At 63.0% G+C, this 14,853-nt stretch carries 13 protein-coding genes; 12 read left to right on the top strand and 1 reads right to left on the bottom strand.

Translation table 11 applies throughout. The features are described from left to right. The first annotated feature begins 67 nt into the window (after positions 1 to 67). Positions 68 to 322 (top strand): hypothetical protein, encoded by a 255-nt coding sequence (locus NR164_RS08105; RefSeq protein WP_017849914.1) that lies wholly within the window; start codon positions 68 to 70, stop codon positions 320 to 322. Between the two features lie 30 nt (positions 323 to 352). Next, the gene (locus NR164_RS08100; RefSeq protein WP_017849913.1) at positions 353 to 922 is read left to right on the top strand and encodes a lipocalin family protein; all 570 of its coding nucleotides are present in this window, start codon (positions 353 to 355) and stop codon (positions 920 to 922) included. An 84-nt stretch (positions 923 to 1,006) separates the two neighbouring features. Here NR164_RS08100 and NR164_RS08095 read toward each other — a convergent pair whose 3' ends face one another. Next, positions 1,007 to 2,371 (bottom strand): formimidoylglutamate deiminase, encoded by a 1,365-nt coding sequence (locus tag NR164_RS08095; protein ID WP_017849912.1) that lies wholly within the window; start codon positions 2,369 to 2,371, stop codon positions 1,007 to 1,009. 108 nt (positions 2,372 to 2,479) lie between these two features. Between NR164_RS08095 and hutC the strand changes: the two genes are divergently transcribed. The 10 genes from hutC to hutI all read left to right on the top strand — a co-directional run bounded on the left by hutC (position 2,480) and on the right by hutI (position 14,847). Further along, the gene (gene hutC / locus NR164_RS08090) at positions 2,480 to 3,229 is read left to right on the top strand and encodes a histidine utilization repressor (protein ID WP_017849911.1); all 750 of its coding nucleotides are present in this window, start codon (positions 2,480 to 2,482) and stop codon (positions 3,227 to 3,229) included. Then, the gene (locus NR164_RS08085; protein ID WP_079442667.1) at positions 3,226 to 3,786 is read left to right on the top strand and encodes a HutD family protein; all 561 of its coding nucleotides are present in this window, start codon (positions 3,226 to 3,228) and stop codon (positions 3,784 to 3,786) included. Before hutC ends, NR164_RS08085 begins: the two co-directional genes overlap by 4 nt. A 407-nt stretch (positions 3,787 to 4,193) precedes the next feature. Beyond that, on the top strand, positions 4,194 to 5,879 hold the full coding sequence (hutU, locus tag NR164_RS08080; RefSeq protein WP_057003614.1) for a urocanate hydratase: 1,686 nt from the start codon (positions 4,194 to 4,196) through the stop codon (positions 5,877 to 5,879). 149 nt (positions 5,880 to 6,028) lie between these two features. Beyond that, positions 6,029 to 7,501, top strand: a complete 1,473-nt coding sequence (locus tag NR164_RS08075) for a cytosine permease (protein WP_079442668.1) — start codon at positions 6,029 to 6,031, stop codon at positions 7,499 to 7,501. Positions 7,502 to 7,569: 68 nt separating this feature from the next. Beyond that, positions 7,570 to 8,535, top strand: a complete 966-nt coding sequence (locus tag NR164_RS08070) for an ABC transporter substrate-binding protein (protein ID WP_079442669.1) — start codon at positions 7,570 to 7,572, stop codon at positions 8,533 to 8,535. A gap of 71 nt (positions 8,536 to 8,606) precedes the next feature. Next, a complete protein-coding gene (locus NR164_RS08065; RefSeq protein WP_046384990.1) occupies positions 8,607 to 9,458 on the top strand; it encodes a proline/glycine betaine ABC transporter permease in 852 nt (283 codons plus the stop codon). After that, positions 9,455 to 10,279 (top strand): glycine betaine/L-proline ABC transporter ATP-binding protein, encoded by an 825-nt coding sequence (locus tag NR164_RS08060; protein WP_079442670.1) that lies wholly within the window; start codon positions 9,455 to 9,457, stop codon positions 10,277 to 10,279. Before NR164_RS08065 ends, NR164_RS08060 begins: the two co-directional genes overlap by 4 nt. 136 nt (positions 10,280 to 10,415) lie before the next feature. Next, on the top strand, positions 10,416 to 11,939 hold the full coding sequence (gene hutH, locus NR164_RS08055; RefSeq protein ID WP_079444976.1) for a histidine ammonia-lyase: 1,524 nt from the start codon (positions 10,416 to 10,418) through the stop codon (positions 11,937 to 11,939). A gap of 19 nt (positions 11,940 to 11,958) precedes the next feature. Then, positions 11,959 to 13,497: a histidine ammonia-lyase gene (gene hutH / locus NR164_RS08050; protein ID WP_017849903.1), complete on the top strand. Its 1,539-nt coding sequence runs from the start codon at positions 11,959 to 11,961 to the stop codon at positions 13,495 to 13,497. 144 nt (positions 13,498 to 13,641) lie between these two features. Next, entirely contained in the window at positions 13,642 to 14,847 is a 1,206-nt protein-coding gene (gene hutI / locus NR164_RS08045) for an imidazolonepropionase (RefSeq protein WP_256822592.1), read from the top strand. The last annotated feature ends 6 nt before the right edge of the window (positions 14,848 to 14,853 follow it).

Raw genomic sequence — 14,853 nt, 5'->3', positions numbered from 1 at the left:
ACACCTGTTTTCCCTTCTAAGCTTCTGGCAGACCCCCAACCTGCCTCGTCCCTCCAGGAGTTATTCCATGTCGTTACGCCGTCTCGCTTTGCTGGCCTTTTGCGTGCTGTTGGCCGCTTGCAGCAAGGTCAATCAGGAAAATTACGCGAAGCTGTCGGCTGGCATGGCCAAGGCCGAAGTGGAGTCGTTGCTGGGTAAGCCGACCGATTGTTCCGGCGCGCTGGGTATGTCCAGCTGCACCTGGGGCGATAAAAACAGCTTTATCAGCGTTCAATATGCCGGTGACAAAGTTCTGATGTTTTCCGGGCAAGGCCTGAAGTAAACCGGGGCGAAAGCCTGCGGGAGAAGAAGAATGATGCGTTTTGTTGTGTTCCTTTGCGCCAGCCTGTTTTTGGCGGGCTGCGCCAGCCATTCTGGCGATGATCTGCAACCCAAGACCGCGGGTAACGTCAACCTCAAGCGTTACCAGGGCACCTGGTACGAATTGGCGCGATTGCCGATGTACTTCCAGCGCAACTGCGCGCAGTCCGAGGCCCGCTACACCTTGTTGCCGGATGGCGATATGTCGGTGTTCAACCGCTGTCTGACCAGCGACTGGAAGTGGGAAGAAGCCAAGGGCACCGCTACGCCGCAAGTGCCGGGCAAGACCGACAAGCTCAGGGTGGAATTCAATAACTGGTTTACCGCGCTGTTGCCGGGCGTCGCCAAGGGCGACTACTGGGTGTTGTATGTCAGCGATGATTACAAGACTGCCCTCGTCGGCAGCCCGAGCCGGCGCTATATGTGGATCTTGTCACGCACGCCGACGGTCAGCGCCGACACCCGCGAAGACCTGCTGAGCAGGGCACGGCAGCAGGGTTATGACACCACGCGCCTGATCTGGCGCACGTCGGACAAGCAGATGGCGAAGACCTCGCAATAACTCTGGATCAGCACAAATCCAATTGTGGGAGGGGGCAAGTCGAATCGTCGCACCGCCCCTCCCACATTTGTTATGGGTTGCCTGTTAACCGAGTAACTCTCTCAAAACCTGGGTAAACGCCCGGCTGCTCTCTTCTTCAGCGGCATGCCGCCCGTCGCGCACCACCCACTTGCCGTTGACCAGCACATCGCGCACCTGGCGATCGCCACCGGCGAACAGCCAGCGATTGAGAATCCCGTCTTCGGTCGCCGTCGCCAGGTACGGATCGTTTCCGTCCAGCACCAGCCAATCGGCGCGCTTGCCCACTTCCAGCCGCCCGATCGGTTGCCCCAGCGCCTGGGCGCCGCCGTCCAGTGCGGCATCGAACAGCGTGCGGCCGACCATCGGTTGGTCGTGGCGATACAGGCGATTGCGCCGCTGATCGCGCAGGCGTTGGCCGTATTCCAGCCAGCGCAGTTCTTCCACCACGCTCAGCGACACATGGCTGTCGGAACCAATACCCAGGCGCCCGCCTTGAGCGAGGAAATCCACTGCCGGAAAAATCCCGTCGCCCAGGTTGGCTTCGGTGGTCAGGCACAAACCGGCAATCGCGCGGCTGTTGGCCATGCGCGTCACTTCCTCGGGGTCGGCATGGGTGGCGTGTACCAGGCACCAGCGCTCATCGACGTCGACGTTGTCATACAGCCATTGCAGCGGGCGTTTGCCGCTCCAGGCCAGGCAGTCGTCGACTTCTTTCTGTTGCTCGGCGATGTGGATATGCACCGGGCAGGCCTTGTCGCTGGCAGCCAGCACGTCTGTGATCTGTTGCGGCGTGACGGCGCGCAGGGAGTGAAAGCACAAGCCCAGTTGCTGCGCCGGCTGTGCGGCGAGGATCGGTTTCAGGCGCGCCTGCAGCTCCAGATAATGTTCGCCGCTGTTGATAAACCGCCGCTGGCCTTCATTGGGTGCCTGGCCGCCAAACCCGGAGTGGCTGTAGAGCACCGGCAGCAATGTCAGGCCAATCCCGCTGCTGGCGGCCGCCTGGCTGATCTGCCGCGACAGTTCCGCGCGGTCGGCATATGGCTGGCCGCTGACGTCGTGGTGGACGTAATGAAATTCCGCGACCGAGGTGTAACCGGCCTTGAGCATCTCGATATACAACTGGCGCGCGATGATCTGCAGTTGCTCCGGATTGATCTTGCCGACCATGCGGTACATCAGCTCGCGCCAGGTCCAGAAGCTGTCGTTCGGGTTGCCGGCCACTTCGGCCAGGCCCGCCATGGCGCGCTGGAATGCATGGGAGTGCAGGTTCGGCATGCCCGCCAATACCGGGCCTCTGAGCCGTTCGGCGCCGTCTGCGCTGGCATTGGCCGCGACGTGAGTCAGCAGGCCATCAACGCCGACTTCAAGGCGTACATCGTTGGCCCATCCATCAGGCAGCAGTGCGCGTTCGGCAAAGAAAACGGACATGTTCAGGGCACCCCGGTCGTGTGTTTATTTGTATATACATATACAGACGTTTGCCTGCTCGGTAAACTCCGGCAATCTATGCATCTTTTTCCCCTGCAAGGATTCCCCGTGCCGACTCCGCCCGCCAAGTCTTCACTGGCTGCCCACCTGGACGAAAGTCCGGCGCCCTTGTATGCCCGCGTCAAACAAATGATCAGCCAGCAGATCCTCAGCGGCAACTGGCCGCCCCATTACCGCGTGCCGTCGGAGAGTGAACTGGTCAGCCAGCTGGGTTTCAGCCGCATGACCATCAACCGCGCCCTGCGTGAACTCACCGCCGAAGGGCTGCTGGTACGCATGCAAGGCGTCGGCACGTTCGTCGCCGAGCCCAAGAGCCAGTCGGCGCTGTTTGAAGTGCATAACATTGCCGATGAGATCGCCGCCCGCGGCCATCGGCATACCTGCCAGGTCATCACCCTGGGCGAAGAGGCGGCCGGTTCCGAGCGCGCCGTCGCCCTGGAAATGCGTGAAGGCGGACGGGTATTCCACTCGCTGATCGTTCACTTTGAAAACGATATTCCAGTGCAAATCGAAGACCGCTTCGTCAACGCCCTGGTCGCGCCGGAATACCTGCAGCAGGATTTCACCCAGCAAACCCCCTACGCCTATTTGAACCAGGTCGCACCGTTGACCGAGGGCGAGCATGTGGTCGAAGCGATCCTTGCCGATGCCGCCGAGTGCAAGTTGCTGCAGATCGAACCGAGCGAGCCGTGCCTGTTGATTCGTCGACGCACCTGGTCCGGTCGCCAGCCGGTGACCGCCGCGCGCTTGATCCACCCCGGTTCCCGTCACAGCCTGGAAGGACGCTTCAGTAAATGAGTGCAGTGACCGTCTGGCGCGCCGCCAATTACGTGCGTATGCCGTGGAAAAACGGCGGCGGCAGCACCGAAGAAATCAGCCGCGATGGCGGCCATGGCCTGGAGGGCTTTGGCTGGCGCCTGTCGATTGCCGATATCGGCGAGTCGGGCGGGTTTTCCTCCTTCGCCGGCTATCAACGCGTGATCACGGTGATCAACGGTGCGGGCATGATCCTGACCGTGGACGGCGAGGAGCAGCGGGGGTTGTTGCCGCTGCAAGCGTTCGCGTTCAAGGGCGACAGCCAGGTGTCGTGTCGCCTGATCAGTGGGCCGATCCGCGATTTCAACCTGATCTATTCACCCCAGCGTTACCATGCGCGGTTGCAGTGGGTCGATGGGGGGCAGCGCTTTTTCAGCACCGCGCAGACGGTGCTGGTGTTCAGCGTGGCCGATGAGGTGAAGGTGCTCGACCAGGTGTTGGGTCATCATGATTGCCTGCAGGTGGACGCTAATACCGGCTTGCTGGATATCTCGGTCACGGGCCGCTGCTGCATCATCGAACTGACCGCACGCGGTTAAAAAATGTGGGAGGGGGCTTGCCCCCGATGGCGGTGGACCAGTCAACTTATCTGTAGCTGACCCACTGCAATCGGGGGCAAGCCCCCTCCCACATTTGTTTCCCCACTGTTCTTGCGATCTGTTTCCAGCCTTCCGCACCACTTTGTTACCGAACGCCCCAGCGTGGCGCAATACCACCCTGACGTGGCAAACCGGCCTCGCTGTAAAACCGCCCCCCGAGAAATTTCATCACGCCTCGAAGCCTTAATTTCCAAGGCTCGCGCACGGCTGTGCAAACAATCGCGCCTGCACTCCAGGAAAGTTGGCCGTTCGATTGCATATGCTTGTATGTACAAGTAAAGGTGTGTGCGTAAGAGTCGACTTCGCACGCATCCAGTTCGCGCATCGATCGCTGAGGAGTTCTGGTTGTGACCGATTTTTCTAACGCTAAGCCTACAAAATACCGAGACGTCGAAATCCGCGCCGCGCGCGGTAACACGCTCACCGCCAAAAGCTGGCTGACCGAAGCGCCGCTGCGCATGCTGATGAACAACCTTGACCCGCAAGTGGCCGAAAACCCGAAAGAGCTGGTGGTGTACGGCGGCATCGGCCGTGCGGCGCGTAACTGGGAGTGCTACGACCAGATTGTCGAGAGCCTCACCAACCTGAACGATGACGAAACCCTGCTGGTGCAGTCGGGCAAACCGGTCGGTGTGTTCAAGACCCACCGCAATGCCCCGCGTGTGCTGATCGCCAACTCCAACCTGGTGCCGCACTGGGCCAGCTGGGAACACTTCAACGAACTGGATGCCAAGGGCCTGGCCATGTACGGCCAGATGACCGCCGGCAGCTGGATCTACATCGGCAGCCAAGGCATCGTCCAGGGCACCTACGAAACCTTCGTCGAGGCCGGTCGCCAGCATTACGACAGCAACCTCAAAGGCCGTTGGGTACTGACCGCCGGCCTCGGCGGCATGGGCGGCGCGCAGCCGCTGGCCGCGACCCTGGCCGGCGCATGCTCGCTGAACATTGAATGCCAGCAGGTCAGCATCGATTTCCGCCTGAACAGCCGTTATGTCGACGAACAGGCCAGCGACCTCGACGACGCCCTGGCGCGCATCGCCAAGTACACCCAGGAAGGCAAAGCGATCTCCATCGCCCTGCTGGGCAACGCCGCCGAAATCCTGCCGGAACTGGTCAAGCGCGGCGTGCGCCCGGACATGGTCACCGACCAGACCAGCGCCCACGACCCTCTCAACGGCTACCTGCCGGCCGGCTGGACCTGGGACGAATACCGCGCCCGCGCCAAGACCGAACCGGCGGCCGTGATCAAGGCCGCCAAGCAGTCGATGGCCGTTCACGTCAAAGCGATGTTGGACTTTCAGAAACAAGGCATCCCGACCTTCGACTACGGCAACAACATCCGTCAGATGGCGCAAGAAGAGGGCGTGGAAAACGCGTTCGACTTCCCAGGCTTCGTACCGGCCTACATCCGCCCGCTGTTCTGCCGTGGCATCGGCCCGTTCCGCTGGGCCGCGCTGTCGGGCGACCCGCAAGACATCTACAAGACCGACGCTAAAGTCAAAGAGCTGATCCCCGACGACGCGCACCTGCACAACTGGCTGGACATGGCCCGCGAACGCATCAGCTTCCAGGGCCTGCCGGCGCGTATCTGCTGGGTCGGCCTGGGCCAACGCGCCAAGCTGGGCCTGGCGTTCAACGAAATGGTGCGCAGCGGTGAGCTGTCCGCGCCGGTGGTGATCGGCCGAGACCACCTCGACTCCGGCTCGGTGGCCAGCCCCAACCGCGAAACCGAATCCATGCAGGACGGCTCCGACGCCGTGTCCGACTGGCCGCTGCTCAACGCCTTGCTCAACACCGCCAGCGGCGCGACCTGGGTCTCGCTGCACCACGGCGGCGGTGTGGGCATGGGCTTCTCGCAGCACTCGGGGATGGTGATCGTCTGCGACGGCACCGACGAAGCGGCCGAGCGGATTGCCCGCGTGCTGCACAACGACCCGGCCACCGGGGTGATGCGTCATGCCGATGCGGGTTACCAGATCGCGATCGATTGCGCCAAGGAACAGGGCTTGAACCTGCCGATGATCAAGTAACGACTGGCTCGGTTTCTGTGGGAGCTGGCCTGCCTGCGATTGCATCACCGCGGTCTACCCGAAAGACCGCGTCGCCCGCATCGCAGGCAAGCCAGCTCCCACAGAAGAGCAACCAGTACCCAAAACAATCCATCAGAGGTTGAACACACATGGCTGCAAATGACGCGCGTGCAAGCACCACCCCGTTGATCGAAAGGCGTTCGATCGACTACATCCCGGAAGCGGAAAGACACGGACGTCTGTTTAGCCAGTTCACCCTATGGATGGGCGCCAACCTGCAAATCACTGCGATCGTCACCGGGGCCCTGGCCGTGGTGCTGGGCGGTGATGTGTTCTGGTCGTTGATCGGCCTGTTGATCGGCCAACTGCTCGGCGGCAGCGTCATGGCGTTGCACGCGGCGCAAGGGCCCAAGCTTGGGCTGCCGCAGATGATCTCCAGCCGGGTGCAGTTCGGGGTTTATGGCGCGGCCATCCCGATCGTGCTGGTGTGTTTGATGTACCTGGGTTTCACCGCCACCGGCACCGTGCTTTCCGGTCAGGCGCTGGGCCAGTTGTTCGGCGTCAGCGACAGCGTCGGTATCCTTGTCTTTGCCAGTGTCATCGTGCTGGTCACGGTGCTCGGCTACCGCGTGATCCACTTCATCGGCCGGGTCGCCAGCGTCATTGGTGTGATTGCCTTTGTCTACCTGTTCAGCCGTCTGATGAGCCAGGCCGACATTGGCGCGCTGCTGCAAATCCGTCACTTCAGTTGGAGCAGCTTCCTGCTCGCGGTGTCGCTCGCAGCCTCCTGGCAAATCGCCTTCGGCCCTTACGTAGCGGACTATTCGCGCTACCTGCCGAGCCAGACGTCCTCGCTGAAAACCTTCCTGGCCGCCGGCGCGGGGTCGGTGATCGGCGCACAGGTGGCGATGGCCCTCGGTGTGTTTGCCGCCGCTCTGTCCAACGGGCAATTCGCCGGTCATGAAGTGGCCTACATCGTCGGTTTGGGCGGTACGGGGGCCACCGCCGCGCTGCTGTATTTCAGCATCGCGTTCGGCAAGGTCACCATCTCCACGCTGAACTCCTACGGCAGCTTCATGTGCATTGCCACCATCATCAGCGGCTTCCGGGGGCGCCTGCAGGTCACGCGCTTGCAGCGTCTGGTTTTTGTGCTGGCCATCGTCGGTACGGCGACTCTGATCGCGTTGCTCGGCCAGCACTCGTTCCTCGGTGCGTTCAAGTCTTTCATCCTGTTCCTGCTGGCGTTCTTTACGCCCTGGAGCGCGATCAACCTGGTGGACTACTACTGCATCACCCGCGAGCGTTATGACGTGACGGCGCTGGCCGATCCGGACGGGCGCTATGGGCGTTGGAACCTGCTCGGTATCAGCGTCTATGTGTTCGGTGTGCTGGTGCAATTGCCGTTCATCTCCACCAAGTTCTACACCGGTCCGCTGGTGGCCGCCCTGGGTGATGTGGATATTTCCTGGATCATCGGTCTGATAATTCCCGCAGCTCTGTATTACGTGTGTGCGAAAAAATGGCACAGCGCCGTGCCCGATCAACTGATTCTGCCGGTCGAGCAGGACAGCGTTGTACCTGCCCCAGCCAGCGGCGCCAGTCGCTCTGCGGCGCGGGCCTGATTGGACGTGGACCGGGCAGGATGCCTCTTGACTGCCGTAAGCCAACTCATGATTAGGAGCGTCACACAATGAAATCGAACAAGACCCTGCTGACCACATTGCTGTCCATGGGCTTGCTGGCAAGCGCCGGTGCCCAGGCGGCCGGTTGGTGCGAGTCCGGTAAGCCGGTGAAATTCGCCGGCCTGAACTGGGAAAGCGGCATGTTGCTCACTGACATCCTGCAAACCGTTATGGAAAAGGGCTACGACTGCAAGACCGACAGCCTGCCGGGTAATTCGATCACCATGGAAAACGCCCTGAGCAGCAATGACATTCAAGTGTTTGCCGAAGAGTGGGTCGGCCGCAGCGAGGTGTGGAACAAGGCCGAGAAGGCCGGCAAGGTCGTCGGTGTCGGCGCGCCGATTGTCGGTGCGATCGAAGGCTGGTATGTGCCGCGTTACGTGATCGAAGGCGATGCCAAGCGCAAGCTGGAAGCCAAGGCGCCGGGCCTGAAAAACATCGCCGACCTGGCCAAGTACGCTGCGGTGTTCAAGGACCAGGAAGAGCCGTCCAAAGGCCGCTTCTATAATTGCCCGGCCGGCTGGACCTGCGAGCTGGACAACAGCGCGATGCTCAAGAGCTACGGCCTGGAGAGCAGCTACACCAACTTCCGTCCTGGCACCGGCCCGGCGCTGGATGCGGCGGTGCTGTCGAGCTACAAGCGCGGCGAGCCGATCCTGTTCTACTACTGGTCGCCAACGCCGCTGATGGGCCAGGTCGACCTGGTCAAGCTGGAAGAAAAAACCGGCGTGGATAAGAGCGTGAGCATCAAGGTCGGCCTGTCCAAGACCTTCCACGAACAGGCACCGGAACTGGTGGCCGTGCTGGAAAAGGTCAACCTGCCCATCGACCTGCTGAACCAGAACCTGGGGCGCATGGCCAAGGAGCGAATCGAATCGCCGAAACTGGCGAAACTATTCCTCAAGGAACACCCTGAAATCTGGCACGCCTGGGTGAGCGAAGACGCCGCCAAGAAAATCGACGCGGCCTTGTAGGTCATGCGCGCCCGACTACCCTGAGGGGCAGCCGGGCGCCTGGCCACAACCCACTGGATCGAGAGCACGCTATGTTTCCTGAGAGTTTTACGTTTTCCATCGCCGACTGGGTCAACGGTTGGGTGGATTCGCTGGTGACCAACTACGGCGATGTGTTCCGGCACATCTCCGACACCCTGCTATGGGCCATCGTCAACCTCGAGGGCCTGCTGCGCGCCGCGCCCTGGTGGCTGATGCTGGCCATCGTCGGCGCCGTGGCCTGGCACGCCACGCGCAAGGTGGTGACCACCGCGGTGATCGTCGGCCTGTTGTTCCTGGTGGGTGCGGTCGGCCTGTGGGACAAACTGATGCAGACCCTGGCCCTGATGCTGGTCGCTACGCTGATCTCGGTGCTGATCGGCATTCCGCTGGGCATCCTGTCGGCGCGCAGCAATCGCCTGCGTTCGGTGTTGATGCCGCTGCTCGACATCATGCAAACCATGCCCAGCTTCGTGTACCTGATCCCGGTGCTGATGCTGTTCGGCCTGGGCAAGGTGCCGGCGATTTTCGCCACGGTGATCTACGCCGCGCCGCCGCTGATCCGCCTGACCGACCTGGGGATTCGCCAGGTCGACGGCGAAGTCATGGAAGCCATCAACGCCTTCGGCGCCAATCGCTGGCAACAGCTGTTCGGCGTGCAACTGCCGCTGGCGCTGCCGAGCATCATGGCCGGCATCAACCAGACCACCATGATGGCGTTGTCGATGGTGGTGATCGCCTCGATGATCGGCGCCCGCGGCCTGGGCGAAGATGTCCTTGTCGGCATCCAGACCCTCAACGTCGGCCGCGGCCTTGAAGCCGGGCTGGCCATCGTGATTCTCGCCGTGGTCATCGACCGCATCACCCAGGCCTATGGTCGTCCACGGCATGAGGCGAGCAAATGACTACTGTCAGCAAAATCGAAGTGAAAAACGTCTTCAAGATCTTCGGCAACCGCGCCAAGGACGCGCTGGCGCTGATCGGCCAGGGCAAGACCAAGGATCAGGTGCTGGCCGAGACCGGGTGCGTGGTCGGCGTCAACGACCTGTCCCTGAGCGTCGGCACCGGCGAGATCTTTGTGATCATGGGCCTGTCGGGCTCGGGGAAATCGACCCTGGTGCGCCACTTCAATCGCCTGATCGACCCCACCAGCGGCGCGATCCTGGTGGACGGCGAAGACATCCTGCAACTGGACATGCAAGCCCTGCGCGAATTCCGTCGACACAAGATCAGCATGGTGTTCCAGAGCTTCGGCCTGCTGCCCCACAAGAACGTGCTCGACAACGTCGCCTACGGCCTGAAAGTGCGCGGCGAAACCAAGCAGGTCTGCACCGAACGCGCGCTGCACTGGATCGAAACCGTGGGCCTCAAAGGTTACGAAAACAAATACCCGCACCAGCTCTCCGGCGGCATGCGCCAACGGGTCGGCCTGGCCCGCGCCCTCGCGGCGGACACCGACATCATCCTGATGGACGAAGCCTTCAGCGCCCTCGACCCGCTGATCCGCGCCGAGATGCAGGACCAGTTGCTCGAACTGCAAAAGACCCTGCACAAGACCATCGTGTTCATCACTCACGACCTCGACGAGGCGGTGCGTATCGGCAACCGCATTGCGATCCTCAAGGACGGCAAGCTGATCCAGGTCGGCACGCCGCGGGAGATTTTGCATTCGCCGGCGGATGAGTATGTGGATCGGTTCGTTCAGCGGCGGGCGGCGGTGGTTTGATCCGGATTATGTGGGAAGGCTGCTGGCCTCATCGGGAGCAAGCTCCCTCCCACAGGGGGATGCATTCCAAAGGTGGGAGGGGGCTTGCTCCCGATAGGGCCAGTAACGCTGCACAAGAACTCAAGAAGGTATGAAGATGTCCCAGGCAGCAAAAATCATCATCGCCGACACCCCCCTGCGCTGGCAGGACGTGGTCGCCGTGGCCCGCTTCGGTGCGGTGCTCGAACTCTCGGGCCAGGCCTGGGCGCGCATCGACAATGCCCAGGCCATCGTGCAGCGCATCGTCGCCAGCGGTGAGCGCGCCTACGGCGTGAACACCGGCCTGGGCGCGTTGTGCAATGTGCCGCTGGAGGGCGCGCAACTGAGCCAACTGTCGCGCAACACGCTGTTGAGCCACGCCTGTGGCGTCGGCCCGGTGCTCAGCGACGAACAGACCCGCGCGATCATCTGCGCGGCGATCATCAACTACAGCCACGGCAAATCCGGCCTGCATCCGCAGGTGGTGCATGCGCTGCTGGCGCTGCTCAACCACGGCATCACGCCGCAGGTGCCGTCCCAGGGGTCGGTGGGTTACCTGACCCATATGGCCCATGTCGGCGTGGCGTTGCTGGGGATTGGCGAGGTGAGCTACCGCGGCCGGATCGTCCCGGCGCAACAGGCCTTGAGCGCAGAAGGCTTGCAGCCGGTGGTGCTCGGCGCCAAGGACGGCCTGTGCCTGGTCAACGGCACGCCGTGCATGACCGGCCTGAGCTGCCTGGCCCTGGCCGACGCCCATCAACTGTTGCAATGGGCCGACGTGATCGGCGCCATGAGTTTCGAGGCCCAGCGCGGCCAGATCGATGCCTTCGACGCCGAAATCATCGCCCTCAAACCGCACCCCGGCATGCAGCAGGTCGGTATCAACCTGCGTGCGTTGCTCGACGGCAGTGAAGTGATCGCCAGCAGCCAGGGCATCCGCACCCAGGACGCGCTGAGCATCCGCTCGATCCCGCAGATCCACGGCGCGGCGCGCGACCAGGTGGAACACGCGACCCGCCAGATCGAGACCGAACTCAACAGCGCCACCGACAACCCGCTGCTGCTCGGCACGCCACACAGCTATCGCGTGGTGTCCCAGGCCAACCCGCACGGGCAGTCCGTGGCGCTGGCCGCTGATATGCTGGCGATTGCCATGGCCGAGATCGGCTCGGTCGCCGAACGTCGTCTGGACCGCCTGATCAACCCCCACGTCAGCGGCTTGCCGGCGTTTTTGGTGAGCGACCCGGGGGTCAACTCCGGGATGATGATCGTGCAGTACGTCGCCGCTTCCCTGTGCGCGCAGAACCGTCAGTTGGCGCAGCCGGCGGTACTCGACAATTTCGTCACCTCGGGCCTGCAGGAAGATCACCTGAGCATGGGCACCAACGCCGCGCTCAAGCTGCACCAACTGTTGGCCAACGTTACCCAGATCCTCGCCATCGAGTACCTGCTGGCGGCCCAGGCCTTCGAGTTTCTCAAGGACCAGCGTTTCGGCGCGGGCACCGACCGCGCCTGGCGCTTGTTGCGTGAACAGGTCGCGCCTTACGCGCAAGACCGCTGGCTGGCGCCAGACATCGCGACCGCTGCCGCGTTGCTCAAGCACAGCGCTTTGCTGCAGCAGACTTTTCCCGAATTGCACTGAACAATAATTTCCAAGGAGCATGAATGTGACTGCGCTAACTCTGATTCCGGGCCAACTGAGCCTTGCCCAACTGCGGGCCATCTACCAGCAGCCGGTAACGATCAATCTGGATGACAGCGCCACTGCGCAGATCGACGCCAGTGTGGCCTGCGTGGAGCAGATTCTCGCCGAGAACCGCACCGCCTACGGTATCAACACCGGTTTCGGCCTGCTGGCCTCGACCCGCATCGCCAGCGAAGACCTGGAAAACCTCCAGCGTTCCCTGGTGCTGTCCCACGCCGCAGGCGTCGGTGAGCCGATCAGCGATGCGCTGGTGCGGCTGGTCATGGTGCTCAAGGTCAACAGCCTGAGCCGTGGGTTTTCCGGGATTCGCCGCCAGGTGATCGACGCGCTGATCGCGCTGATCAACGCCGAGGTGTACCCGCACATCCCGCTCAAAGGCTCGGTCGGTGCCTCCGGTGACTTGGCGCCCTTGGCCCATATGTCCCTGGTGCTGCTCGGCGAGGGCAAGGCGCGCTACCAAGGCGAATGGCTGGAGGCGACTGCTGCGCTGAAAATCGCCGGTCTCACCCCGCTGACCCTGGCCGCCAAGGAAGGCCTGGCGCTGCTCAACGGTACCCAGGTGTCCACGGCGTATGCGTTGCGGGGCTTGTTCGAGGGCGAGGATCTGTTCGCCGGTGCCCTCGCGTGCGGCAGCCTCACTGTGGAAGCGGTGCTGGGTTCGCGCTCGCCGTTCGATGCGCGCATTCACGCCGCGCGCGGCCAGCGTGGGCAGATCGATTCGGCGGCGGCTTACCGCGACCTGCTGGGCGAAAGCAGCCAGGTGTCGCAGTCGCACCAGAACTGCGACAAGGTGCAAGACCCTTATTCCCTGCGCTGCCAGCCACAAGTCATGGGCGCCTGCCTGACCCAGTTCCGCCAGGCCGCCGAGGTGCTGGTGATCGAGGCCAACGCGGTGTCGGATAACCCGCTGGTATTCGCCGCCGAAGGCGACGTGATCTCCGGCGGCAACTTCCACGCCGAACCGGTGGCCATGGCCGCCGACAACATGGCGCTGGCCATCGCTGAAATCGGCTCGCTGAGCGAGCGGCGTATTTCGTTGATGATGGACAAGCACATGTCGCAACTGCCGCCGTTCCTGGTGGGCAATGGCGGGGTGAACTCCGGTTTCATGATCGCCCAGGTGACCGCTGCGGCACTCGCCAGCGAAAACAAGGCACTCGCCCATCCCCACAGCGTCGACAGCCTGCCGACCTCGGCCAACCAGGAAGACCATGTGTCGATGGCTCCGGCTGCGGGCAAGCGCTTGTGGGAAATGGCTGAAAACGTTCGCGGCATCCTGGCCGTGGAATGGCTGGCGGCGTGCCAGGGCCTGGACCTGCGCGAAGGCCTGAAGACCTCGCCGAAGCTGGAAAAAGCGCGCGCCACCCTGCGCGGCAAAGTGGCGTTCTACGATAAAGACCGCTTCTTCGCCCCGGACATCATCGCCGCCACTGAACTGCTCGCCAGCCGCTGCCTGAATGAACTGGTGCCGGCCAAGTTGCTGCCGAGCCTTTGAAAAACCCCCCGCCCCTGTAGGAGCGAGCTTGCTCGCGAAGAACCCCCAGGCGCCGCGAGCTATCAGGTAGCACGCGTTATCGTTGAGGTTTTTCGCGAGCAAGCTCGCTCCTACAGGCAACAGCGACCACCTTGGGAGGCATTGATGAAAGTCCTTTGGCAACACTGCCACATCGCAACCATGGCCCACGGCAATTACTCGATCATCGAGGATGCCGCCCTGGTCACTGCCGGTTCGCTGATCGAGTGGATCGGCCCGCGCAGCGAAATGCCGGCTGCGGATTACGCCCAGGTGCATGACCTGCACGGCGCGTGGGTCACCCCCGGGCTGATCGACTGTCACACCCACACGGTGTTCGGCGGTAACCGCAGTGGTGAATTCGAGCAACGCCTTCAAGGCGTCAGCTACGCCGACATCGCCGCCCAGGGCGGCGGTATTGCCAGCACCGTGCGCGCCACCCGCGCCGCCAGCGAGGATGAACTGTTCGAAAGCGCCCACAAGCGCCTGCGCAGTTTGCTGCGCGACGGCGTGACCACGGTGGAGATCAAATCCGGCTACGGCCTCGACCTGGCCAGCGAGCGCAAGTTGCTGCGGGTGATTCGGCGCCTCGGCGACGCGCTGCCGGTCAGCGTGCGCGCCACCTGCCTGGCCGCCCATGCGTTGCCGCCGGAGTACAAGGACCGCGCCGACGCCTACATCGATCACATCTGCAGCGAAATGCTCCCGGCCCTGGCCGCGGAAGGGCTAGTGGACGCGGTGGATGCGTTTTGCGAATACCTGGCGTTCTCGCCGGCGCAGGTGGAGCGTGTGTTCAAGGTCGCGCGGCAACTCGGCCTGCCGGTGAAGCTGCACGCCGAGCAACTGTCGTCGCTGCACGGTTCCAGCCTGGCCGCGCGTTACCAGGCGCTGTCGGCGGATCACCTGGAGTTCATGACCGAAGACGACGCCATCGCCATGGCCGCTGCCGGCACCGTCGCGGTGCTGCTGCCGGGCGCGTTCTACTTCCTGCGCGAAACTCAACTGCCGCCGATGGAGGCCCTGCGCAAGCACGGCGTGAAGATCGCCATCGCCAGCGACCTCAACCCCGGTACTTCACCGGCCTTGTCGGTGCGCCTGATGCTGAACATGGCCTGCACGCTGTTTCGCATGACCCCGGAAGAGGCCCTGGCCGGCGCCACCCAACATGCCGCCACCGCGCTGGGCATGGGCGATACCCATGGCTCGCTGGAAGTGGGCAAGGTCGCCGACTTTGTCGCCTGGCAGATCGATCGTCCCGCCGACCTGGCCTACTGGCTGGGCGGCGAGCTTGAAAAACGCGTCGTGCGCCACGGCGTCGATGTCACTGTTTAAGGAGTC

Source organism: Pseudomonas sp. Pse79 (assembly GCF_024519615.1).
Classification (GTDB): domain Bacteria; phylum Pseudomonadota; class Gammaproteobacteria; order Pseudomonadales; family Pseudomonadaceae; genus Aquipseudomonas; species Aquipseudomonas veronii.
The sequence above is the reverse complement of the archived record's forward strand: the minus strand, read 5'-3'. Positions and strand labels throughout refer to the sequence as shown.